General features: G+C 46.7%; 22 protein-coding genes. 10 read left to right on the forward strand and 12 right to left on the reverse strand.

Annotated elements, in window-relative coordinates; genetic code table 11:
- Positions 1-9: 9 nt before the first annotated feature.
- Positions 10-2,577: a heavy metal translocating P-type ATPase gene (locus BQ2674_RS07045; protein ID WP_075573090.1), complete on the forward strand. Its 2,568-nt coding sequence runs from the start codon at positions 10-12 to the stop codon at positions 2,575-2,577.
- A 128-nt stretch (positions 2,578-2,705) separates the two neighbouring features.
- On the opposite strand, the gene ptsP is transcribed toward BQ2674_RS07045, so the two are convergent.
- From ptsP to rpmH, 11 genes are all read right to left on the reverse strand, one after another.
- Positions 2,706-4,337, reverse strand: a complete 1,632-nt coding sequence (gene ptsP, locus BQ2674_RS07050; protein WP_075573091.1) for a phosphoenolpyruvate--protein phosphotransferase — start codon at positions 4,335-4,337, stop codon at positions 2,706-2,708.
- Positions 4,338-4,348: 11 nt separating this feature from the next.
- Entirely contained in the window at positions 4,349-4,606 is a 258-nt protein-coding gene (locus BQ2674_RS07055; RefSeq protein WP_075573092.1) for an HPr family phosphocarrier protein, read from the reverse strand.
- 53 nt (positions 4,607-4,659) lie between these two features.
- Positions 4,660-5,589 carry a D-alanyl-D-alanine carboxypeptidase family protein gene (locus BQ2674_RS07060; RefSeq protein WP_075573093.1) on the reverse strand — a complete coding sequence of 310 codons (930 nt, stop codon included), beginning with the start codon at positions 5,587-5,589 and terminating at the stop codon, positions 4,660-4,662.
- A gap of 26 nt (positions 5,590-5,615) precedes the next feature.
- The gene (gene rsmG / locus BQ2674_RS07065; protein ID WP_075573094.1) at positions 5,616-6,329 is read right to left on the reverse strand and encodes a 16S rRNA (guanine(527)-N(7))-methyltransferase RsmG; all 714 of its coding nucleotides are present in this window, start codon (positions 6,327-6,329) and stop codon (positions 5,616-5,618) included.
- Positions 6,316-8,208, reverse strand: a complete 1,893-nt coding sequence (mnmG, locus tag BQ2674_RS07070; RefSeq protein WP_075573095.1) for a tRNA uridine-5-carboxymethylaminomethyl(34) synthesis enzyme MnmG — start codon at positions 8,206-8,208, stop codon at positions 6,316-6,318. Before mnmG ends, rsmG begins: the two co-directional genes overlap by 14 nt.
- Positions 8,209-8,218: 10 nt before the next feature.
- Positions 8,219-9,595, reverse strand: a complete 1,377-nt coding sequence (mnmE, locus tag BQ2674_RS07075; protein WP_075573096.1) for a tRNA uridine-5-carboxymethylaminomethyl(34) synthesis GTPase MnmE — start codon at positions 9,593-9,595, stop codon at positions 8,219-8,221.
- 55 nt (positions 9,596-9,650) lie between these two features.
- Positions 9,651-10,379: an RNA-binding cell elongation regulator Jag/EloR gene (jag, locus tag BQ2674_RS07080; protein ID WP_075573097.1), complete on the reverse strand. Its 729-nt coding sequence runs from the start codon at positions 10,377-10,379 to the stop codon at positions 9,651-9,653.
- Entirely contained in the window at positions 10,376-11,035 is a 660-nt protein-coding gene (locus BQ2674_RS07085) for a YidC/Oxa1 family membrane protein insertase (protein WP_075573384.1), read from the reverse strand. The genes jag and BQ2674_RS07085 overlap by 4 nt, the downstream gene beginning before the upstream one ends.
- 86 nt (positions 11,036-11,121) lie before the next feature.
- A complete protein-coding gene (yidD, locus tag BQ2674_RS07090; protein WP_075573098.1) occupies positions 11,122-11,331 on the reverse strand; it encodes a membrane protein insertion efficiency factor YidD in 210 nt (69 codons plus the stop codon).
- A gap of 3 nt (positions 11,332-11,334) precedes the next feature.
- Complete coding sequence (rnpA, locus tag BQ2674_RS07095) at positions 11,335-11,688, reverse strand: ribonuclease P protein component (RefSeq protein ID WP_075573099.1); 354 nt, start codon at positions 11,686-11,688, stop codon at positions 11,335-11,337.
- 77 nt (positions 11,689-11,765) lie between these two features.
- Positions 11,766-11,900 (reverse strand): 50S ribosomal protein L34, encoded by a 135-nt coding sequence (gene rpmH / locus BQ2674_RS07100; RefSeq protein ID WP_075573100.1) that lies wholly within the window; start codon positions 11,898-11,900, stop codon positions 11,766-11,768.
- A 327-nt stretch (positions 11,901-12,227) separates the two neighbouring features.
- Between rpmH and dnaA the strand changes: the two genes are divergently transcribed.
- The 9 genes from dnaA to BQ2674_RS07140 all read left to right on the forward strand — a co-directional run bounded on the left by dnaA (position 12,228) and on the right by BQ2674_RS07140 (position 21,993).
- Positions 12,228-13,715 carry a chromosomal replication initiator protein DnaA gene (dnaA, locus tag BQ2674_RS07105; RefSeq protein ID WP_075573101.1) on the forward strand — a complete coding sequence of 496 codons (1,488 nt, stop codon included), beginning with the start codon at positions 12,228-12,230 and terminating at the stop codon, positions 13,713-13,715.
- A gap of 223 nt (positions 13,716-13,938) precedes the next feature.
- Positions 13,939-15,054, forward strand: coding sequence for a DNA polymerase III subunit beta (dnaN, locus tag BQ2674_RS07110; RefSeq protein ID WP_075573102.1), 1,116 nt, complete (start codon positions 13,939-13,941; stop codon positions 15,052-15,054).
- Between the two features lie 9 nt (positions 15,055-15,063).
- A complete protein-coding gene (locus tag BQ2674_RS08425; RefSeq protein WP_187364839.1) occupies positions 15,064-15,222 on the forward strand; it encodes a hypothetical protein in 159 nt (52 codons plus the stop codon).
- Positions 15,219-16,322, forward strand: a complete 1,104-nt coding sequence (gene recF / locus BQ2674_RS07115; protein ID WP_075573103.1) for a DNA replication/repair protein RecF — start codon at positions 15,219-15,221, stop codon at positions 16,320-16,322. The genes BQ2674_RS08425 and recF overlap by 4 nt, the downstream gene beginning before the upstream one ends.
- Complete coding sequence (locus BQ2674_RS07120) at positions 16,315-17,169, forward strand: DUF721 domain-containing protein (protein WP_075573104.1); 855 nt, start codon at positions 16,315-16,317, stop codon at positions 17,167-17,169. Before recF ends, BQ2674_RS07120 begins: the two co-directional genes overlap by 8 nt.
- Positions 17,169-17,456, forward strand: a complete 288-nt coding sequence (locus tag BQ2674_RS07125) for a hypothetical protein (RefSeq protein ID WP_075573105.1) — start codon at positions 17,169-17,171, stop codon at positions 17,454-17,456. Before BQ2674_RS07120 ends, BQ2674_RS07125 begins: the two co-directional genes overlap by 1 nt.
- A gap of 55 nt (positions 17,457-17,511) precedes the next feature.
- Entirely contained in the window at positions 17,512-19,425 is a 1,914-nt protein-coding gene (gene gyrB, locus BQ2674_RS07130) for a DNA topoisomerase (ATP-hydrolyzing) subunit B (protein WP_075573106.1), read from the forward strand.
- 17 nt (positions 19,426-19,442) lie between these two features.
- Positions 19,443-20,609, forward strand: coding sequence for a pyridoxal phosphate-dependent aminotransferase (locus BQ2674_RS07135; protein ID WP_075573107.1), 1,167 nt, complete (start codon positions 19,443-19,445; stop codon positions 20,607-20,609).
- Between the two features lie 25 nt (positions 20,610-20,634).
- On the forward strand, positions 20,635-21,993 hold the full coding sequence (locus tag BQ2674_RS07140; RefSeq protein WP_075573108.1) for a hemolysin family protein: 1,359 nt from the start codon (positions 20,635-20,637) through the stop codon (positions 21,991-21,993).
- A 42-nt stretch (positions 21,994-22,035) separates the two neighbouring features.
- Here BQ2674_RS07140 and BQ2674_RS07145 read toward each other — a convergent pair whose 3' ends face one another.
- Complete coding sequence (locus tag BQ2674_RS07145) at positions 22,036-22,995, reverse strand: NAD(P)H-dependent glycerol-3-phosphate dehydrogenase (RefSeq protein WP_075573109.1); 960 nt, start codon at positions 22,993-22,995, stop codon at positions 22,036-22,038.
- Between the last annotated feature and the right edge of the window lie 73 nt (positions 22,996-23,068).

Raw genomic sequence — 23,068 nt, forward strand, 5'->3', positions numbered from 1 at the left:
GGAAATGCAATGAAGCACGAAAAATACACCGTTACGGGCATGACCTGCTCTTCCTGCTCCAGTCGTGTGGAAAAAACGGTCTCTCAATTGCCCGGTGTAATAACGGTTTCCGTTAACTTGCTGACAAACAGTATGCAGGTCGATTATGATGAAGCGAGATTGTCCGACACAGAAATAATCGCAGCCGTTACCCATGCAGGCTACGGCGCATCCCTTGCAGGTGCGCCGGACCGTACTGCCGAAAAAAGCACACTTTCTTCCGCCGCTGTAAATGCCATGACAGAAATGAAATTCCGTCTCATAAGCTCGCTCATCTTCTTAATTCCGACGATGTACATCGCATCGCATCGCATATTCAACAGGCTCTTCGGCCTGCCTGTACCGAGTATTATTACGGCAGTATTTGATGGCCCGCAAAATGCTATTGCCTATGCATTCTCTCAATTTCTTTTAATTTTGCCGATTATGTATTTTAACCGTCACTACTATATTAACGGTTTTCGCAATCTCTTCCGCGGCGCGCCGAATATGGACAGCCTCGTCGGTCTGGGCTCGGCGGCTGCGGCCGCCTTCGGTATTTTTGCGCTCTTTCGCATCGGCTGGGGCCTCGGTTACGGTGACATGGAACTTGTACGGTCATATAGCTCCAACCTCTATTTTGAATCGGCCGGTATGATTGTCACTTTGATCACGGTCGGCAAGTATTTAGAAGCCCGCGCAAAGAGCAAGACAAGTGAAGCCCTGGAAAAATTGATGGACTTGGCACCGAAAGAGGCAACGGTTATCCGTAACGGCGCAGCGTCCGTCATTCCGGTCAGTGACCTTGTCGTAGGTGACGAAATTTTTGTCCGTCCCGGCGAAAGTATTCCTTCAGACGGCGTGATTATAGAAGGCACGACGAGTATTGACGAATCTGCCCTCACAGGTGAAAGCATTCCCGTCGACAAAGAACCCGGAGACACTGTTACAGCGGCAACCTTGAATAAATCGGGAGCCATTCGCATGACGGCTCAACGAATCGGGGAAGATACAACGATCAGCCAAATTATCCGCCTCGTCGATGAAGCGAGCAGCAGTAAAGCACCTATCGCTAAAATTGCCGATAAGATTTCGGGTATTTTCGTTCCTGCAGTTATTGCCATCGCCCTTATTACTATCGGCGTTTGGTACCTTCTCTTGGGAGCAACCTTGGAATTTTCTTTTTCTGCCGGCATTTCGGTCCTCGTCATCTCCTGCCCCTGCGCACTCGGCCTGGCTACGCCCGTAGCCATTATGGTCGGCACCGGTAAAGGCGCGGAAAACGGGATTCTTATTAAGTCCGGTGAAGCGCTGGAACGGGCACACTCCATCGACACGGTCGTCATGGATAAGACTGGTACCATTACGGAAGGAAAACCTGTCGTAACGGATATCATCCCCATCGGCACTACAAAAAAAGATCTGTTGCCTCTTGCCGTCGGATTGGAAGGCAAGAGTGAACATCCCTTGGCTCAGGCTATCGTCACCTATGGTGAAGCACGGGATGTTTCCCCGGCAAAGGTCGACGATTTTTCCGCCCTCTTCGGAAGAGGTGTGCGAGGCACCATAGACGGTACGCTTTACTATGCCGGAAACTTACGCCTCATGAAGGAAAACGGCATTCCCACGGATGACGTGAACGAACGTTTGAACAACTTGGCCGACGAAGGTAAAACGCCCATCCTCTTTGCGACAAACGCCGGCATTCAGGGAATCATTGCCGTTGCCGATATGGAGAAACAAACAAGTGCCGCTGCAATTGACTGCTTCCGTCGCATGGGTATTGACGTTGTCATGCTTACAGGCGATAATAAACGGACGGCACGGGCCGTTCAAAAGCGGCTCCGTATTCCTAAGGTCATTGCGGAAGTATTGCCGCAAGATAAAGAAAAACACATTGCCGAACTGCAGGACCAAAACCATCGGGTTGCCATGATTGGCGACGGTATCAATGACGCTCCGGCTTTAATGAAAGCCGATCTGGGTATTGCCATCGGCGCCGGCACGGACGTTGCGATTGAAAGCGCGGATGCCGTCCTGATGAAGAACGATCTCCTCGATGCCGTTACGGTTGTTCGTCTCAGCAAGGCCGTAATCAAAAACGTCAAGGAAAATCTCTTCTGGGCCTTTATTTACAACGTCATAGGTATCCCGTTGGCGGCAGGCCTGTTCTATCCGGCATTCGGACTCAAGCTCAATCCCATGATTGGAGCCGCAGCAATGAGCCTCAGCAGCTTCTGCGTTGTCATGAATGCGCTGCGTCTCCGTTTCTTTAAGGTAACGTACCCGAATGTTTCACGTGAAACAATTTTAAACACCACTCATACTTTCACCACTTCCAAGGAGGTCCCCGCTATGAAAACAACATTGCACATTGACGGCATGATGTGCGACCATTGCAAAAAGCACGTAACGGAAGCGCTTTCCGCAATGGACGGCATCACTGATGTAATCGTAAATTTGGAAAACAAGTCTGCCGACGTGACGGCAAATCGTGAGATTTCGACTGACGAGTTTGACAAGGTCATTGCCGACGCAGGCTACACATTGGTAAAGTAAGCGAAAGCAATAGGATAATATTTATAGGCACTATATGAAGAGAGGCCCGGCGGAATCCGCCGGGCCTCTCTTCATGTTTCCAGTTGTTGTAACACATGTCCGCGAATCGAATATATGTGCAATCCAATTTATTTGCTCAAATTTAAGGAGCATATTTTCTCGCGAAGCGGCAAAATAGCTGCCGGAGCCACGGAAAGTTCGTCTACACCCATGCGCAGAAATGTCTCGGTCAGGGTCAAGTCAGCTCCCAAATCCCCGCAGATACCGACAGGAATGCCCGCCTTATGGCCGTTTTCCACGGTCATTTGAATAAGCCGCAATACTGCCGGGTGCCGAGGGTTGAAAAGGGCATCCAACTCTGTCTGCTGCCGATCGACTGCCAAAGTGTATTGTACTAAATCATTCGTGCCGATACTGAAGAAATCTGCTTCTTCTGCCAATACATCACTTATGAGAGCCGCCGCCGGCGTTTCAATCATAATGCCGACTTGCATAAATTCATCATAAGTAAGGTGCTGCGCCTTTAATTCCGCCTGCACCGCCTGCAGCAAGGCCTTACACTGCAAGACTTCCTCGAGGGAAACGATTAATGGAAACATGACCGATATTTTGCCGAAAGCCGATGCGCGGCATAAGGCGCGCAACTGTGTTTTAAACAAATCCGGGCGAGCCAGAGAAATTCGCACGGCCCGCATACCCAAAGCCGGATTAATTTCTTTTTTCAGCTTAAAATATGCAGCCTGCTTATCCGCCCCCATATCCAAAGTACGAATAATAACCGGCCTGGCTCCCATCTTTTCGGCAACTTCCTTATATGCGGCAAACTGCTCTTCTTCCGTTGGGTAGTCCTCTTTATCCAAATATAAAAATTCGCTGCGGAAAAGGCCGATACCTTCTGCACCGTTTTCTTCCACTTGCAGTAAATTGTCAGGGCTGCCGATATTGGCAAAAACGGGTAATTTTCTCCCGTCTGCCGTACGGGAAACGCTGTCACGCAAACGGCTTAATTGCAATTTCCGTTTGTCATATGCATTTTTTTTTGTTTCCATATCTTTTTGTATTGCTTCCGACGGATCAATATACACGGTTCCCGTAAAGCCGTCAATAAGGACCGTTTTATGTGCTCCCGCCTCAGTAAAGGGCATGCCGGTCCTGACGATCATGGGAATACTCAATGTCTGCGCTAAAATAGCGGTATGAGAATTCACACTGCCGCCGGAAAGAACAATACCTGCAAGCGTTCCTATATGAAGCTGCAGCATGTCACTGGCATATAAATCTTCAGCACATAAAACGGCCCCGTCGTATGCGGAAAAATCTCTCGTTTCGCCGCTGCCGAGCAGGCGCTTCACCCTGTTTGATATATCAAATACGTCGGCAGCTCTTTCCCGCATATATGCGTTATCCATGGCGCGAAACGCGGCGGAAATCCGCTTAGCAGCCGCATCCACGGCCATTTCGGCGCGGATATCCCCGTCTTTAATTCGTGTTTCAACTGCATCAATGTAATCATCATCGCAAAGCATCATTTCATGAGCCTCAAAAAGGTCGGCACCGCTTTGACCGACCTTCTCAACAGCGCTTTTATACAGCTCCGCCAATTCTGCAAGCGCCGCAGTTCGAGCCGACCGAAAGCGTTCTATTTCCTCTGCCGGCGTCCCGGCTTTTCCCCTTTCTTCGAACTCGGAGTTTCCGCAAAATACGGCAAACCGGCCTGTAGCGATGTCTGAAAAAACGGGAGTTCCCTTAAGAATCAGCATAGATTTCTCCCTTATAAATGTTTGTGCAGAAAAGCTTCCATGGCCTGTGCTGCCGCTTCTTCATCAGGACCTTCAAGGACAACTGTAAGTAAGTCGCCCTGCTTTGCTCCCAAGGTCATAACATTAAAAATCTTTTTCGCGTCTCCCTTCTTTTCACCTTTTTCAAGGGATATTCGCGCGTCAAACCGCTTGGCCTCTTTTACCAATAATCCGGCCGGGCGCGCGTGAATACCTTGCAAGTCCGTAATTGTATATGTAAAGCTTTTCATGCCGTACTACCTCACCTTTACTGTATTATTTCTATACATATAAGCATGCACGATTACTGCACCGCCGCCTGCTGCTCCCTTACGAGATCCCGCAGTGTCTGTCCTGCCGAGGCATCGCGCACGATATAGGCTTCTCCGTCATCGGGCGCTGCACTCTTGCGCATAACCGATTCCTGTTTTTGCGCGAACGCATAATCCATCAGCCGTGTCGCATCGCCGGCCCGATCGTCGGAGTTTAAGACAACGGCTATAATCGTCTTACCGTCCCTTGTTGCGGAGGCAACCAAATCGGCTCCGCCGTAGTCCGTTGCACCCGTCTTAATTCCGTTCGCTCCCTTGTAGTCAGAACGTAAAAACTCATTCAGTGTATAGACTGTCTTTTCCCCTCCCGTCGCATAGGGCATAGTGAAAAATGTTTTACCTGTAAACGATTTAAATGTACCGTTTTGCATGGCGTAAGCACTGATTTTTGCAAGATCCCGCGCTGTCGAATAATGATTTTTATCAGGCAGCCCGTGAGGATTTACAAATTTCGTATTCACCGTGCCTATGACCGCCGCTTTTTCATTCATGCAGTCGACAAAAGCGGACACCGTCGGCGCGACGGTTACGGCCGCATCCAGGGCCGCATCACAGCCCGAATAGGTCATCATGGCCGTTACGGCATTACGCAGCGTAACAGGTTTATCCGCGCTGAGCCCCAGAACGGCGGCATCCGCTTCAAGGGTATTTACTTCAGGCGCATGCGTAACGTGCCGGTCCAGGACCGCATCACCCGCTTCAGCACACAAGAGCGCCGTCATAATCATGGTCGTGCCGCCGGGATACATCTTTTCGTCCGCATTCTTAGCGTAAATTTCCGCACCCGTATCCCCGTCCATGACATAGGCTGCCCGGGCATGAATATCGCTTGGCGGCTCGGTTGCCGTTACCGTTAAGGATAAGCAGCAAAGAAAAGCACTGCAGGCAAATTTCTTCAACATAATTACATACCTCCCGCCTTTACAAATTATAAGGGATTCTTAATCGCTATCCCGGGTCTTCGCGGATACTTACAGGGACTCTTGCTTATTTTTTTAATATAGATGACCGCTCGTGTATCCGTCAAGCCCGGCAATTGTTTCATTCGTACGTCAACGACGGTCCCGCCCAGTATTTGCAAGGCTTTTTGCGACTCGGCCAATTCCGCCTTATATGCCGCTCCTTTAAGAGCCACAAAAATACCGTCTTCTTTAACATACGGCAAGGCCCATTCGGCAAGAACCGGCAGCCTTGCGACGGCACGTGTCGTCACGACGTCAAATACTTCTCTGTACTCTCCCTTGTGTGCTTCTTCTTCGGCACGGCCGTGTAAAAAAACGGCTTTTTCATACCCTATAGCGGCAGTAAGCTCCTGTAAGAACTGCAACCTCTTTCGCAGGCTGTCAAAAAAAGTTATTTCCAGATCGCCGTGCATGACGGCAAGAGGAATCCCCGGAAAGCCGGCACCCGTTCCTAAATCGAGCAATCTGGCGCCCTGCGGAAAATAGGCCTCATCATAACATGTAAGACTGTCGATAAAATGCTTTACTACGATTTCATCGGCTTCCGTAATGGCGGTCAAGTTCATGACCTTATTTGTCTCCACCAGCCGCTTAGCAACAGTCTCAAAACGCCTCAGCTCTTCTTCCGTAAGAGAAAATCCCGCTGCGGCAAACAGTTTTTCACCATTACATAGAAACATTGCCTTTTTTCTCCCGTTCGTATTGCTCCATGAAAATTAAAAGGGCCGTAATATCCGCCGGCGATACGCCGGAAATGCGGCTGGCCTGCCCCAGGGAACGCGGTCGTATGTGGGCCAGCTTTTGCCTTCCTTCCATCGACACGGTTTCAATTTTCATATAATCGATATCCGCCGGGAAGAGTTTCCGTTCCAACCGATTGAGCTTCTCGACCTGCTCCTTTTGGCGATTAATATATCCGTCATACTTGATCATGATTTCCACTTCTTCAGCCACATCTTCGGAGCGCACCGACAGTCCCGGGAAAATACCGCGCAAAACAGCGTACGTCATTTCCTGGCGGCGCAGTAAATCGGCAACTTTTATGCCCGTCCGCAGCGGAGCGGAACCTGCCGCTTCAAGTTTTGTATTTGTCTCCGCCGTCGGCGTCGCCATGGTTCCTTCCAACTCGGCAATCATCGCTTCTATGTCCGCCTTCTTTTGACAAAATGCCTCATAGCGCTCATCCGAAACCAATCCGATACGGCGCCCCTTTTCCGTAAGACGCAGATCCGCATTGTCCTGACGCAGAATGAGACGATATTCGGAACGACTGGTCATCATGCGATAGGGCTCTTCCGTCCCCTTAGTAACCAAATCATCAATCAACACGCCTATATACGCTTCGGCACGAGTCAAGACAAACGGTTCCTTGCCTTGCAGTCTCAAGGCCGCATTAATGCCGGCCATCAATCCTTGAGCCGCCGCTTCTTCATAACCGCTCGTCCCGTTCGCCTGGCCGGCGGAATAGAGGTTGGCAACGTGCTTCACTTCCAGCGTCGGCAAGAGCTGCAGCGGATCCAGACAGTCGTACTCGATGGCATAGCCGGGCCGCATAATTTCCACCTCTTCCAAACCGGGAATGGTCTGTAAAAATTCCTTTTGCACATCCATGGGCAAGCTCGTACTCATACCCTGCACGTACATTTCTGTCGTGTACAGGCCTTCCGGCTCAACAAAGAGTTGATGCCGCTTTTTATCGGCAAAGCGCAAAATCTTGGACTCTATGGACGGGCAGTAACGCGGCCCGATACCGGTGATGGTGCCGTTGCACATGGGCGCTCTCTCCAAGTTGCGGCGAATAATGTCATGTGTGTTTTCATTCGTATACGTAAGCCAACAGCATACCTTATTACGATTTTCCCGCTTGGACAGGAAAGAAAAGGCATGGTCTTCCTTATCACCATCCTGAAGAGTCATTTTCTCTCGCCGTAAGCTCCGCCCGTCTACACGGGCAGGCGTACCGGTCTTAAAACGCAGCAAAGAAATTCCCGCCTTGCGCAACGAATCGGACAAGGCTTCCGCCGACCGTTGGCCGATAGGGCCGGCGGCACAGGTCGTTTCACCGATAATCACGCGGCCCTTCAAATACGTCCCTGTTGCCAAAATGACCGCCCGGCTCATAAACGCTTCGCCTAATTCCGTACAAATGCCCTTAACTACGCCGTTCTCTATAATGAGCTCCGTAACCATAAGCTGTTTCACGTCCAAACCGGACTGCGTCTCCAAGACGTGCGTCATGACGGCCTGATACTGCTTCTTGTCCGACTGTGCCCGCAAAGAATACACGGCCGGACCCTTGCCCGTATTGAGCATTCTCATTTGAATCGCCGTCTTGTCGGCAATAAGGCCCATCTGCCCGCCGAGGGCATCGATTTCCCGAACAAGATGGCTCTTGCCGGGACCTCCTACAGCAGGGTTACAGGGCATGAGCGCAATATTATCCAAGTTCAATGTTATGAGCAAGGTCCTCACGCCGAGCCGGGCGGCCGCCAACGCGGCTTCACAGCCGGCATGCCCGGCGCCGACGACGATGACATCATACATACCTGCAATAAACAAAAAACTCCTCCTACTTTCCCAAACAAAAGCGGCTGAAAATTTCGCCGACTATATCGCTCTGCGCCGTGTCACCTGTAATGGCGCCCAGTAATTCCCATGCTTCCCGTATATCGACAATGGCAAAGTCCGCAGGCATACCGGCTCGAACCGACTCCGATGCCCGCTCGAGAGCCGCCAAGCTTTGCCGAACGAGTTCTGTGTGTCGCGCATTGGCAAGGAGCACTTCATTACCGGTAAAACTATTTTGAGCAGCCGCTTCCGTAAGAAAATGCTCCAATTCATCCATTCCTTCTCCCGTTGCGGCGGATATGGCAATAATCGGCAACGAATATTCCATCAACTGTTCTGTCGTAACAGCAGCGGGCAAATCCGTTTTGTTAAGCACGATTGCCGCCCGTTTTCCGGCAAGAGAGGAAAGAATATCCTTTATTTCCTGCATAAGTGTCTGCGACCGATCGACGACAACTAAAACCATATCCGCCGTTTCTAAATAAGCCCTCGCCTTCGACACACCTATTTTTTCAACTGTATCCGCCGTTTCTCGAATACCGGCCGTATCGACGAGGCGAAAAGGAATTCCCTTTATAGATACCCATTCTTCCAAAGCGTCTCGCGTCGTACCGGGAATATTCGTGACAATGGCCCGTTCTTCGGCGAGAAGTCGATTTAAAAGACTTGATTTCCCCGCATTCGGAGCGCCTGCTATGGCGACCATGACTCCGTCCCGTATGATGCGCCCTTTAGTCGACTCGGCAAGCATACCTCGAAATTGCCCTTTCATGTCTTCCAAGGCGGCACTCAGGTCGGTAACGACAATATCCTCCAAATCTTCTTCCGGATAATCCACAGTCACTTCAAGCCGCGTAATAAAGTCGGTCAAATCCCTTCTCATAGCGCCGACGATTCGGGAGAGGCGACCTTCCAGTTGATTTACGGCTGCACTTAATCCCTGAGCGCTCTTGGCCTGAATAACGTCCATTACCGCTTCGGCCTGGGCCAAATCAATGCGGCCGTTTAAAAAAGCGCGCATTGTAAATTCCCCCGGCTCGGCCAATCTGGCACCGCTTTGCAGAACAAGAGCCAATATTGCCGCAAGAGACTGTCTGCCGCCGTGACATTGTATTTCCAGGACGTCTTCGGCCGTATATGAATGAGGCCCCTTCATGATTAAGACCAGTACTTCATCTATGACAGCACCTTCCGTATCGACAATCGTGCCGAAATGAACGGTCCTGTCCGTATATTCGCTGACTCTTTTTTTTCCCTTGCCGTGAAAAATTTTCTCGCCCACACCATAGGCCCCTGAGCCGCTAATACGAATAACACCTATACCGCTCTCGCCGACAGGGGTGGCAATGGCAGCAATCGTATCGGTCGTATCATACATACACTGTTCCTCTCCTTATATAGGAAAAAGCCCGGTGCACAGCACCGGACCTCATTTATTTGTAATAAATCACAACATGGCGATATGGATCCTGTCCTTCACTTTCCGTGCGAATGTGCTCCATATCTTGAAGAGCAAGATGAATAATTTTTCGTTCATACCCGTTCATCGGTTCAAGAATAACTTTATTATGACTGTGCTTTACGCGGCTTGCCAGGCGATGTGCCAACGCTTTCAGCGTTTCTTCCCGCCGCGCACGATAATTTTCCACGTCGAGCATAATAAAGAAGCGGCTTTCTTTTCCCTTATTCGCTTTCAAATTGACTAAATATTGAAGTGCATCCAAGGTCTGTCCGTGCTTACCGATGAGAACACCCAAATCATTACCTCGTAAATGAAAAATGATTCGTTCTTCCTTAATCATCTTTTCAATCATTACGGGAATGCCCATCTTGTCAAGAACTTCCTGCAAAAAAGCCTTTCCGTCAGCCGCGACTTCTTCAGCAGACAAACGATTTTCCTCTTTATCCGCCTTCGTTTCAACCGAATCATCCGCTTTCTCCGCCTCTGTCATCTCTTCTGTTGCTGCAGGAGTGACAACAGCTTCGACCGGTTCTTTAACAGTAAGTCTGATCTTCGCTTCTTTTTTACCGAACCCGAAAATACCGCTGCTCGGCTCAGTAATAACTTCCATTACTACTTCTTTTTCTTCTTTTTGCAGTTGTTCCAGTCCGGATTTAAGAGCTTCTTCAATAGTTTTCCCCGTAGCCTCAATAGTGATCATTTGCTTTCTCCTTTTTTAAGGCGACCCATAATAAGCTGTTGAGCCATTTGGAAAATGTTTGAAACAATCCAATAAATTACCAAGCCGCTGGGAAAGGTTAAGCTGATCCAGCCGATAAACAGAGGCATGGCAACCTGCATTACTTTCTGTTGCGTCGCCTGCGGCCCCTCTCCGGAAGGCTGCGCACCGGTCATCTGCTTTTGGATAAAGAAGGTCGATACCGCCGATAAGACGGGCAGTATATACGTTCCGTCAGCTTCTCCGAGGCTGGGAAGCCAAAGAAAGCTTTGATACGCCGGATCATAAGGATATGAGCGAAGAGCATAGAAAATGGCCACAAGAAAGGGCATTTGAATCAGGATAGGCAGACACCCGGATAAAGGATTGATGCCCGTTTCTCTGTAAAGCTTGCTCATTTCTTCCTGCAGTTTTTTTTGATTACCCTTATATTTTTTCTGTAATTCTTTAATCTTCGGCTGTAAAACCTGCATACCTTCCATTGAGCGAATTTGTTTCGCCGTCAACGGGCTGAGTATGAGCTTTATAATAACCGTAAGCATAATAATAGCGAGTCCGTAGCTCGGATACCCCAGTGATTGCGTCAAAGCATAGCAATAATCAAGGCAGGTCGACATAAACCCGCCCAGTCCATCCATAATCCCGCTGAAAAAGCCCAAAAACCTCAACTCCTCAAGTCATAATCATTACATACGACGGCCTTTATTTCATCCGTCGTCTTACGTTACGGTACCGGGTCATAGCCGCCCTTATGAAAAGGGTGACACTTCAAAATACGTTTAACCGATAAAGTGATTCCTTTTATTACACCGTACTTTTGCAAGGCTTCTACAGCGTAAGCGGAACAGGTAGGATAAAAACGGCACCGCGGCAAGCTTAACGGAGATATACACATTTGATACAGTCGGATAAAAAAAATAAAAATATGCCTCATAGCCTACTTCTTTCGCAACACTCCTGCTTGCTTGAAAAGTCGCATAATCGTACGTTCCGCATCGGCAAATCCGCCGTTTTTCAAACGGACTCTGCCGATCAGCACCAGATCATAGCCGTCACACAATTCCGTCCTATGCAGGCGATATACTTCTTTCATGAGACGACGACAATAATTTCGTTCCACGGCACAACCGATTTTTTTACCCGTTACGAATCCCATTCGCACGGGCCGTTCCGAAGAGCGACGCATAACATACAACACAACCGCCCTGTCGACAAAAGACTTGCCGTATCTGTATACGAGTTGATACTCGCGATTTTTACACAAACGATCTTCTTTTCTCAACTCATACATACATCAAATTCCTAAACAGCAGCACCGGATAAACAGAAAAATCCCGTACGGACTTTTCTGTTCATCGTTTGCAGTTATTAAGCGGAAAGCTTCTTTCTGCCTTTCATGCGGCGTTTTTTTAAAACCATACGACCGCCTTTTGTCTTCATTCTTTCACGGAATCCGTGTGTTCTCTTTCTCCATAAATTATTAGGCTGAAAAGTCTGTTTCAAGTGAAACACCTCCTTTTGTGCAGAATATAATTAGCCCACACTATAACAGTGTAATTATACTCAATGCGTTCACTGCTGTCAAACAAAAAACCGTTATATTCCGTTGTTTTAACAACGTATTTATATATTTACTGCCTATTCCATTTACACCTGTTTTAGTGTAAACTGTGGATATGTAAAAAAGACTTATTAACAGGTTATCAACAATTGTTGATAACTTTGTTTTTTTCATGAATTTCGCCAAGTATCTTTTTGTCCCGATTTTTTTCATCGAGTTATAAACATTACGCCTGTAAAGGTATTTTGTCTTAAAAAGAAAGGAATGTTATGGAAACGGTAGATATAACGAATTTATGGATAGAAATGTTGGATCGTCTGAAACAAACCTTACCAATACAAATCTACAATACATGGATCGAAACATCTCTCATTCCCTATTCTTTTGAAGATGACGTATTTACCCTTGATACAACAAATCATTTTATATGTTCTTTTATATCAAAAAAGTATACGAATCTGTTGGAAAATACGGCTTCTTCTGTCATTAACCGTCCCATCACGGTGCGTCTTATTCACAGTTCCGACAACCTTTCCGAAGAAAAATCTCCCAAGCCTGTCGTTTCCCATGACGATTCGGACAACACGTACTATCTGCCCGAACCGGATCATACACCTGTCGTTGACGCCGCTTCGTATAGATCCTCTCCTGACCCGGCGGATTCCTTAATACCGGCTGTTTCCGTTTCAATAACGCCTGCTTCCCGCTTTGCCAAAACGGGCGCTTACACCTTAAACAGCGCTTATACCTTTGATACCTTTGTCATCGGCAACAGCAATCGCCTCGCCCATGCGGCAGCTTTAGCCATTGCTGAAGCGCCGGCGAAAAAATATAATCCCTTCTTTATTTACGGCGGCAGCGGCCTCGGCAAAACTCACTTAATGCATGCCATCGGACACTATATATTAGAACATTTTCCTCATATGCGCCTTCGCTGTATTACAAGTGAAGATTTTGCAAACGAATTGATTCAATCCATCCAGGATAAAAGTTCCGAAAGCTTCCGTCAGCGTTATAGAAACATAGATATTCTCCTCGTCGATGATATTCAATTTCTGGAAAGCAAAGAACATACGCAAGAAGAATTTTTTCACACTTTCAACAAACTTTTAAAAGACCATAAACAAATGGTTTTTACGAGCGATCGCCCGCCGCAGGACATAAAGAAAATAGAGGATCGCCTCCGTTCCCGCTTTAAGGGCGGCACCGTCGTCAGTATAGAGCCTCCCGACTTGGAAACGCGAACGGCTATTCTTCGCAATCGCGCAAAAATGGAAAATATTCGGATTCAAAAGGAAGCTATTGACTACATTGCTTCCAATGTAAGCGAAAATATCCGCGAACTGGAAGGTGCTTTTATACGGGCACAAATGCAGGCTTCCGTAGAAAAATCACCTATTACGTTGGAACTGACACAGCGGGCGCTGAAAGAACTTGTTTCCGTAAAGAAAGAAAAAAAATATATTACCATCGACGAAATAACAAAAGTCGTCTGTACCTTCTATAAAGTAAAATACGAAGACCTGATGAGCAAGACAAAGACAAAAAATATTGCCTATCCGCGCCAAATAGCCATGTATTTATGCCGGGAACTGACGGACAATACATATCCTCATATCGGTACGGCTTTTAACGGCAGAGATCACACGACTGTCATGCACGCATGTACAAAAATATCAAATAATATAAAAAAAGATGAATCTTTTTTTCAGACAATAGAACAATTAAAGAATATGATCTTAAAGGTGGATAACTAAGAGAATAGGCTGTATACATACTGTTCTTACTTTTTTATCTTTTTCCATATTGTCAGTTTGTGGATATCCAAATTTCGAATACCCACAGTTTATACACATCTATAAATCAGGCCTCTTTAATGAAAATCTCACTTTTTCACAAATTCACAATGCCTATTACTATTATTACTACTTAATTGAATTCCCAACTAATTTTATCATCATCTATAAAGGAGAATTTCCAATGAAACTAAAATTTCAAAAATCCGATTTTAACCAAGGCTTACAGGCAGTACAAAAAGTAGCTCAAAACAAGAGCAATAATCTTTCCGGCGAAAACGGTCTTTTAATAAAAGCCATGAACAATGTTATTGAGTTTCAAGCCAATGATTATGATATGGGGATTAAAATAATCGTTCCCGGCTTTATTGAAGAGGAAGGAGAAGTATTTCTTTGGGATCCGTATCTCTTTGAGCTGGCAAGACGTCTTGACGGTGACGAAGTAATATTGACAAAAGGTGATTCCGATTCACAAATGACTATACAAGGCGGTAAACTGACGTATAAGTATATGACCATGAATGTAGAAGATTTCATGGAAGTGGAAGTAGTGGAACAAGGATATGCACAGTTTATTACAGACAGCATTACCTTAAAAGAACTAATCGACAACACATCATATGCATGCGCTACTGAAACGTCCCGTCCCGTTTTTACAGGTACTTTTATGGATGTTACGGATAAAACCTTCTCCATGGTCGCTACAGATACACATCGGCTGGCATTAAAGACGGTTCTTTTGGAACAACCCGTATCCGATACGGTTCAGGCCATTGTTCCCGGACGTCTGCTTGCAGAAGTGTCGCGTCAGCTGCCTGTAGATATTCCCGTTGCCGTAAAAGTTATGGTCGTTCGCAACTACCTGGCTGTTCAATTCGGAGATGTCTATATGAAAACGCGTCTTCTGGAAGGAACTTTTCCCGATTATAAACGCGTTATTCCGACGGAATTTCAAAACAGCATAAGTGTAAACAGAAATATATTTACACAAACTGTTGAACGCATTTCCATTGTTGCTAAAAATGCGCAATATAATGTTATTACTTTTGATATTAGAGACGGCCAAATAAAGATGACCAGTCAGGATCCGGATCATGGTGTCGTAGAAGATTCTGTGGACTGCGACTTGTTTGGTGAGGCTTTGAGCATTTCTTTCAACGGTAAATTTATTCTCGATTTATTGAAACACTGCCACAGTGACGAAATTATTCTTAAATGTAAAGAAAACAGTCCTATGCTGGTACAGGATAAAGGTGTGGACAACTGTGTCTTTGTCGTAACCCCTATGCGGACTCGGTAAGGAGTAACTATGAAAGATATTGGTATCAAAACGGAAAAAATACAATTGAATCAATTTTTTAAATGGGCCGCTCTTGTGGAAATGCAAAGAGAAAACGGCTTTATCCCGGTGACGTTGTTACTCTCAAGGGGAACGGCACATATCGTGTTGTCGGAGAGGTATAAATGATAATTACCCGTCTTCGCCTGCAGGGGTTTAGAAACTATGAACATGCCGATATAACCTTTCCGCCGGCCATCGTCGTACTTTACGGAAATAACGGAGAAGGGAAGACAAATTTACTTGAATCCTTATACACGGGCTGCATGGGCAGGTCCTATAGGGGTGCTGCCGATACGGATATGCTGCGGCAATGTGATGAGAAAGGCAGCGTTATCATTAATTTTTTCAGAAATAATGTGGAGCAGCAGGTCAAAATTATTTTATCCCGTTCCGAAAAGAAGAGCACGTATATTAACGAGACGAAGGTAAAGATTCGTGAGCTTTTCGGTACCTTGCAGGAAGTCCTGTTTTCACCGGATGATATTCAGCTCATTAAGGGAAATCCGTCCTTGCGGCGCCGTTTTATGGATATGGAAATAAGCCAGGTCAGTCCGTCTTATTATAAAACTCTCCTTCAGTATAACAGGGTTGTAACGCAACGGAACTTATTGCTTAAGAAAATGAAGTACGAAGGTTCTTTATCTCTGGAAGAATGGGATAGACAAATTGCTTTTTTTGCGGCGGAAATTGTAAAGAAACGATTGGAGTCATTACAAAAAATAAATTTTATGGCTCATGTCATTTATAAGAGGCTTACAGGAGGGAAAGACAGTCTTTCTTTGGCATATGTACAGCCTTATGAAAAAAAAGGAGAAGACTTTGATGATAAAATAAATCCTGATCGCTATTATCAGCTCTTACAGAATAATCTGAAAAACGACATTTATAGGGCGTCCACATCTATCGGGCCTCATCGGGACGATTTATTTTTCAATTCTTCCATAGGTTCGCTGAAACGATTCGGCTCACAAGGACAACAGCGGACGGCCGTCCTGGCCTTGAAAATGGCCGAACTGGAGTTTGTAAAATCCGAGCAGGGAGAATACCCGGTTCTCTTGTTGGACGATGTCATGAGCGAGCTCGATGAAGAGAGAAGAAATGCCTTGCTCGACTTCGTACATGCACGCATACAAACTTTTATTACAACCACCGACGCGTACCTTTTTCAAAATGAAAAAGAATGTTCCCTGTTTAAGGTCATGGACGGAACTTTGACTTATGAATAATAAAGAATCTCTGCAAAAAGCAGGTACCTTTGTACAGGATGTACTGAAAAAGAATAATCTCTTACAGCCTTATAATCTCTACACGTTAAAGATTAAATGGCCCTGTCTTATGGGAGAAAAAATAGGCCGGTATTCATATATAAAGGAGATCCGTGACGGCATTATTACCATAGGCGTTTTAAATTCCGTATGGCTTAGTCAGCTTTTTATGTATAAGCGGCAAATCGAAGAAAGGCTTAATTCCTACTTAGGCGAAGCTTATGTTAAGGATATACGTTTTGTCAGTATCGGAAAAAAGCCTGTTAGGCAAAAAGCGTTTCTGTATGAAAGGGAAGAAAATATATTCGTTAACCTGTCCGCGGTTGCTCTTGATAAAAAAACTGTTGATGCTGTGAAAGAGAAGATAAAGGATTTTCCTGAATCATTGAGGGAAAAATTGTTTAAACTGCATATAGCACGAGAGCGCAAAAAAATAATTTTAACGGGACACGGGTTTCGGCCGTGTCCCCGTTGCGGCAGATGGCTGAAAAAAACGGAAAAATGTTTATTTTGTCAGCTTGAGCGGGACCATGGAAAGAAAATAAAATTGACTGCCTTATTACAGGAAATGCCCTGGCTTACGTGGGAAGATATAATAAAAGAGTACGGTCGGGACGAATGGACGGAAGAAATATATAATGACGTGCGGCGGAATTATATTTACAGACTTATTGAAAAGGTATATCACCAAGCGGATACAGCGGAAGATGACCTTTTTTTGGCCGTCTTGATTACGCAGAAAAAACCGACGGATTTGACGGATTCTTTTATTATTAATATAGTCAATAAGTATAGGAGAAAGACATAATGTATCTTCATATAGGAGAAAATGAGGTCGTGCCGCTGGTTTCTTTAGTGGCTATGGTAAGACAGCATCCGACGCGGCTGTGCAAGGCTAATCCGCCTGAACACTATGATAAGCCTTTTATTCCCGTCGGCGGAACAGATGAGAAAAAAATAAGGTCTTACATTATAACGGAAGATTACATATACGGTTCGCCCATTACACTCGAAACACTCGTCAAACGGTATAAGGAATTATTTTCCCGGTGTAATCAAATACTGTGGGATAAAAGGAGCTGCAATAATTGGTAAGTTTGCAGTAATGATGTATAATAAATTGATTATGAAACAGGAGGCTCACAGGTTTATGACTGAAAAAAAGAAAGGTTCTTACGGAGCGGAGCAAATACAGGTTTTGGAAGGGTTGGAAGCCGTTCGCAAACGACCGGGCATGTATATTGGCAGTACATCCTTGAAGGGACTGCATCATCTCGTTTATGAAGTCGTCGACAACAGCATAGATGAAGCATTGGCAGGCTTTGCCACGCATATTGAAGTTACTGTTGAAGAAGATAACAGTATTACTGTCATCGACAACGGTCGCGGTATTCCCGTCGCCATGCATAAAATCGGTAAACCTGCCGTGGAAGTCGTCTTAACGGTCCTTCATGCCGGAGGCAAATTCGGCGGTGACGGCTATCCCATTTCCGGCGGCCTCCACGGTGTCGGTCTTTCCGTTGTCAACGCTCTTTCGGAATACACGGAAGTCGAAGTGAAACGGGACGGCTTTTTGTGGGACATTTCCTTTATCCGCGGTTTGACGAAAGAGCCGTTGAAAAAAATTCGGCCTCTTGAAGTAGGGGAAGAAACGGGCACGAAAGTATATTTTAAACCGGACAATGAAATTTTCCCCGATACCGCTTATGATTTTGACGTCTTGAAGATCAGACTTCGCGAATTGGCCTTTTTGAATAAGGGTCTCACCATTACCTTGAGAGATAAGCGAAATGATAAAAAAGAAATATATCATTATGAAGGCGGTTTAAAATCGTTTGTCGAGTTTTTAAACGAAAATCGTACGGCCGTACACGGGACGGTTATCAACCTGGAAGGCATTAAGAATGATGTTATCGTCGATATTGCCCTGCAGTATAATGACGGGTATAGTGAAAATATACTTACCTTTGTCAACAATATTTTTACCGAAGAAGGGGGAACTCATTTAAGCGGCTTCCGTTCGGGCCTGACCCGTACCATTAATGATTACGGCAGGTCGGCAGGCATTATTAAGGAAGGTGAGGAAAACCTTTCCGGTGAAGATGTGCGCGAAGGGTTAACAGCCATTATCAGCGTCAAGGTTCGGGAACCGCAGTTTGAAGGACAGACGAAGACAAAGCTGGGCAACAGTGAAGTAAAGGGTATTGTAGACAATATTATTTCCGACGGGTTAAAAGAATTCTTTGAAGAAAACCCGACAGAAGCGCGCAACATCGTCAACAAGAATATCAACGCCGCTCGTGCTCGGCAGGCTGCCCGCAAAGCCAGAGAATTGACGCGCCGCAAAAATGCGCTGGAAATCAGCAGCCTCCCGGGCAAGTTGGCGGATTGCTCCGAAAAGAATCCGGACATGACGGAAATTTATCTCGTAGAAGGCGATTCGGCCGGCGGATCGGCAAAACAAGGCCGCGACCGGAAATTTCAGGCTATTTTGCCCTTGCGCGGCAAGATTATAAATGTCGAAAAGGCCCGCCTTGACAAAATTTTGGCAAACGAAGAAATTCGCGCCATGATCACGGCCTTCGGTACGGGCATCGGCGAAGAATTCGATATTATGAAGCGCCGTTATGATAAAATCATTATCATGACCGATGCGGATGTCGACGGTGCACATATTCGCACACTCTTATTGACCTTCTTCTACCGTTTCATGAAACCGCTTATTACGGAAGGGCATGTGTACATTGCCCAGCCGCCGCTTTATCAGGTGCGCAAGGGCCGTTCCGTCTGGTATTTGTACACGGATGAAGAGTTGAAGAACAAGTTTATCGAAATCGGTACGGACAACGCTGTTGTACAACGTTATAAAGGTCTTGGCGAAATGAATCCGGAACAGCTTTGGGAAACGACGATGGATCCCCAGTTCCGAACGATGCTTAAAGTAGAGTTGGAAGATGCCGTTGAAGCGGATCGAATCTTTTCCGTCCTTATGGGTGACAAGGTGGAACCGCGCCGTAAATTCATTCAGGAAAATGCCAAGAAAGTACGCAATCTCGACTTATAGTCGTAAGGAGTGGTACTATGCCAGCATTAGCTGAACGCACGAAAATTTTTAAAGATCCCGTCATTGCTCATATGTCGGTTCTTTCCGATAAATACGGTGCCGTTAATTTGTCCGCCGGTTTTCCCGATTTCCCGCCGCCCCGGCAAATTACGGAACGCCTGAAAACAGTTGCCGACAAGGGACCTCATCAATACAGTCTGGATGCAGGCGCAGAAAATTTCAGACAGGCTTTGGCGGAATACCGTTTTAAATTTACAGGCCGCAAGCCGGATATAGATAAGGAAATCATTGCTACCTGCGGCGGAACGGAAGCCCTTTTTTCAGCTATTTTTACCATTATTAACCCGGGCGACGGAGTCATTATCTTTTCACCCTATTACGACGCTTATGAGACGGATGTTCTTCTGGCCGGCGGTGAACCCGTCTTCGTTTCCCTCCGCGGCGACGAGTTTACCTTTGATCCGGACGAATTGGAAGAGGCCTTTAAGCAAAGGCCCAAGGCCGTCCTTCTCTGCGATCCGTCCAACCCGTGCGGTAAAGTATTTTCCCTCGAAGAGTTGTCGTATATTGCCGAACTGATGCGTAAATACGATACCTTCGCCATTGTGGACGAGGTGTATGCCCATATTATTTATAAGCCCTTTACGTACACGTATTTTTCCGAATTGCCCGGTATGCATGAGCGCACCGTTTGCGTCGGGTCCCTGTCCAAGACTTTTTCCATTACAGGCTGGCGTGTCGGCTATATTATAGGTGCGGCACATATTGTGGGAGAAATAAAAAAACTTCATGCTTATTTGACCGTCAGCACGGCAAGCCCTTTGCAGGAAGCGGCCGTTGCAGGACTTCGCTTTGATCGTCAGTACTACGAAGAGCTGACGGAGCTTTATGCGAAAAAAAGAGACATTCTCATGGGCGGTCTTGATGATCTCCGTATTGCTCATACCATTCCGCAGGGTGCCTTTTACCTTCTTCTTGACATTTCCGAATACGGGTATACAAGTGATAAGGTTTTTTGCGAGGATCTTGTTTGCAAAGTGGGTGTCGGTGCCGTTCCGGGCTCCGTATTTTTTGCCGAAGACGTGCAAAAATATATTCGCCTTCACTTTGCCGTCAATGATGAAACGCTGTATAATGCCCTGAACCGGCTGGAGTCAATGAGAGAAAAAATGACACGGACGTAATTTCAATAAGGAGAAGTGATTATTCTTGGATGTTTCCTTAGCGAAGCAGTTTCTCGTAATTTTGCTGCTCACCGTAGGCAACGGTATTTTTTCCATGCTTGAAATGTCTATCGTCAGCAGTCATCAATCCCGTTTGGAAGCGATGGCCGAAGAGGGAAACAAGTCTGCTGCCGTCGTCTTGAAACTGCGCGAGAATCCGAATAAAATGTTTTCCACCGTCCAATTCGGTATGACGCTGGTCAGCTTGCTGACCGGTGTTTACGGCGGTACGGAAATGGCCGGCCCTATGTCCGAATATGTGGCCCTCATTCCGGAACTCAAGCCGTATGCGTACACCGTCAGTTTGACAGCCATTGTAGTCGCCATTACGTATTTGACGCTCGTTCTCGGCGAGTTGGTTCCCAAGCGCATTGCGATCGACAGCCCGGAGAAAATCGCCTGCTTTCTGGCCGGCCCTATGCTTCTCTTTTCCAAGCTCTGTACGCCCCTTGTCGGGATTCTTTCCGCGTCGACGGCTTTCGTAACCAAACTCATCGGCGCCAATAACCCCGAAGTTCAGCCCGTTACGGCCGATGAAATTCGGCTTCTTTTGGAGCAGGGCGCCGAATTGGGTGCCTTCGGCAAGGAAGAACCGAAGCTGGTGGAGCGCGTGTTTCGTCTTTCCGATATGGATGCCGGTGATATTATGACGAACCGCACGCAAATAGACTGGATTGATTTGGAAGACGACGAAAGTCGTATCATGAAGGCTCTCGTTTCTTTTCATCACGTCAATATTCCCGTCTGCCGCGGTTCCATTGACGAATTCGTCGGTATTGTATCCCTCAACAAGGTATTCACGCAGTATTATAAGGCCGTAACCTCGGGCCGCCATGTTTCCATTCGCTCACTCCTGGAACATTCCTGTCGTCGTCCCGAATACATTCCCGAATCCATGGACATTATGAAAGTAGTCCATATCTTTCAGGAAAAAGGCATACATGAGGCCGCTGTCCTTGATGAGTACGGCAATTTAAGCGGGATCCTGTCGGTACATGATATTTTGGAAAAATTGGTCGGTATCATGCCTGTCGGTGAAGAAGAAAAGGCGGAGGAAGCTAATAAAATCGTACAGCGCGGCCTGAATGAATGGCTTGTAGACGGTCTCGTGTCCATAGAAGAATTTAAGGATTTCTTTCAGATTGACGACGATTTGCCGGAAGAAGATGAAGACCTCTATAAGACTCTCGGCGGTCTTGTAACCTACGGTGTCGGTCGTATTCCGCGAGAGCTGGATATCTATAAGTGGAAAAATTTTACCTTTGAAGTCATCGATATGGATAATCTCCGTGTCGATAAAATCCTTATAAAAAGAGGAGAAGAAAAAGAGACGCAAGAAGAGTGAAAACCCGGTACGGATTCAACCTGTACCGGGTTTTACATATCCTTATTCATCTTTTACGGAACGGAGGAAGAGAGTTTCCAAGCATTTCCTCGGATCCTTGTGGTCGTGCGTTATGTCATAGACAGTACGGCTGATGGGAAGCTCAACGCCGTATTTTCGGGAAAGCGCAATAAGGGCTTCGGCCGTATAAACGCCTTCGGCCAGCTTGGAGAACGGTGCATGCGTAATGAAATTTTCGCCGAAACGGCGGTTATTGCTGTATGCCGAGAAGAGCGTCGCTTCGTAATCGCCCAAATGAGAGAGGCCATAGACCGTCATCTTACAGCCGCCCATGGCTTCGATAAGGCGGGACAGCTCGCTGGTTCCCCGTGCCATGAGTGCCCCTTTCAGGCTGCCGTAGCCGAGGCCGTCAAGCATGCCTGCAGCAATACCCATAACATTTTTTGCGGCCGCGCCGATTTCCGTGCCCAAGAGGTCACGGCCGTAGTAGAAACGGATGAGCGGGCTCGTCAATTGCTTTACGAGTAACCTCGTCAGTTCTATGTTATCCGACGCTATGACCATACAGTTGGGCAGACCCCGAATAAAATCCTGCACGTGGCCCGGTCCGACCCAGACGGCGAGAGGAACGTCACTGCCGAGCTCTTCCCGTCCTACGGCGGTCAGTGTTTGGCCTGTGCCTATTTCGAGCCCTTTCATGCAGAGGAGAAGGGGCTTTTTTCTTATGGCTTTATAACTGTTCAGTTGCCTTGCCAGACTGCGAAATTCCTGAGCCTTAATGGAAATGACGCACATATCTGCCGTTTTTACGGCCCGAGCCAGGTCGCTTGTGAGCGTAACTTCAGGCGGCAGCGTCAGGTAATCGTTTTGCCGTGTTTTTTTGAGGCGTTTTAAATTAGCCGACGACTCACGACCCCACAAGGTGACGACATGACCGATATGATTGGCGTACCAGCTGTGAAAACTCCCCCAGCGGCCGCAGCCTAAAACGGAAATATTCATATCCTTTAATTCCTCTCATCCAACATATAGTAGTTTTATTATAACATAAGGGGCAGGCCCGCAAAAAAACGCC

The sequence above is a fragment of the Megasphaera coli genome (assembly GCF_900095855.1).
GTDB classification, from domain to species: domain Bacteria; phylum Bacillota; class Negativicutes; order Veillonellales; family Megasphaeraceae; genus Megasphaera; species Megasphaera massiliensis_A.

What these genes read in the sequence shown, in the direction of transcription:
- yidD (WP_075573098.1), bottom strand. Translation starts at nt 11,331, where the DNA reads ATGAGGCATATTTTTATTTTTTTTATCCGACTGTATCAAATGTGTATA.
- ptsP (WP_075573091.1), bottom strand. Translation starts at nt 4,337, where the DNA reads ATGCTGATTCTTAAGGGAACTCCCGTTTTTTCAGACATCGCTACAGGC.
- BQ2674_RS07125 (WP_075573105.1), top strand. Translation starts at nt 17,169, where the DNA reads ATGTATCTTCATATAGGAGAAAATGAGGTCGTGCCGCTGGTTTCTTTA.
- recF (WP_075573103.1), top strand. Translation starts at nt 15,219, where the DNA reads ATGATAATTACCCGTCTTCGCCTGCAGGGGTTTAGAAACTATGAACAT.
- rsmG (WP_075573094.1), bottom strand. Translation starts at nt 6,329, where the DNA reads ATGTTTCTATGTAATGGTGAAAAACTGTTTGCCGCAGCGGGATTTTCT.
- dnaN (WP_075573102.1), top strand. Translation starts at nt 13,939, where the DNA reads ATGAAACTAAAATTTCAAAAATCCGATTTTAACCAAGGCTTACAGGCA.
- BQ2674_RS07135 (WP_075573107.1), top strand. Translation starts at nt 19,443, where the DNA reads ATGCCAGCATTAGCTGAACGCACGAAAATTTTTAAAGATCCCGTCATT.
- rnpA (WP_075573099.1), bottom strand. Translation starts at nt 11,688, where the DNA reads ATGTATGAGTTGAGAAAAGAAGATCGTTTGTGTAAAAATCGCGAGTAT.
- mnmE (WP_075573096.1), bottom strand. Translation starts at nt 9,595, where the DNA reads ATGTATGATACGACCGATACGATTGCTGCCATTGCCACCCCTGTCGGC.
- BQ2674_RS07120 (WP_075573104.1), top strand. Translation starts at nt 16,315, where the DNA reads ATGAATAATAAAGAATCTCTGCAAAAAGCAGGTACCTTTGTACAGGAT.
- BQ2674_RS07060 (WP_075573093.1), bottom strand. Translation starts at nt 5,589, where the DNA reads ATGTTGAAGAAATTTGCCTGCAGTGCTTTTCTTTGCTGCTTATCCTTA.
- jag (WP_075573097.1), bottom strand. Translation starts at nt 10,379, where the DNA reads ATGATCACTATTGAGGCTACGGGGAAAACTATTGAAGAAGCTCTTAAA.
- BQ2674_RS08425 (WP_187364839.1), top strand. Translation starts at nt 15,064, where the DNA reads ATGAAAGATATTGGTATCAAAACGGAAAAAATACAATTGAATCAATTT.
- BQ2674_RS07045 (WP_075573090.1), top strand. Translation starts at nt 10, where the DNA reads ATGAAGCACGAAAAATACACCGTTACGGGCATGACCTGCTCTTCCTGC.
- dnaA (WP_075573101.1), top strand. Translation starts at nt 12,228, where the DNA reads ATGGAAACGGTAGATATAACGAATTTATGGATAGAAATGTTGGATCGT.
- BQ2674_RS07145 (WP_075573109.1), bottom strand. Translation starts at nt 22,995, where the DNA reads ATGAATATTTCCGTTTTAGGCTGCGGCCGCTGGGGGAGTTTTCACAGC.
- gyrB (WP_075573106.1), top strand. Translation starts at nt 17,512, where the DNA reads ATGACTGAAAAAAAGAAAGGTTCTTACGGAGCGGAGCAAATACAGGTT.
- BQ2674_RS07055 (WP_075573092.1), bottom strand. Translation starts at nt 4,606, where the DNA reads ATGAAAAGCTTTACATATACAATTACGGACTTGCAAGGTATTCACGCG.
- BQ2674_RS07085 (WP_075573384.1), bottom strand. Translation starts at nt 11,035, where the DNA reads ATGGATGGACTGGGCGGGTTTATGTCGACCTGCCTTGATTATTGCTAT.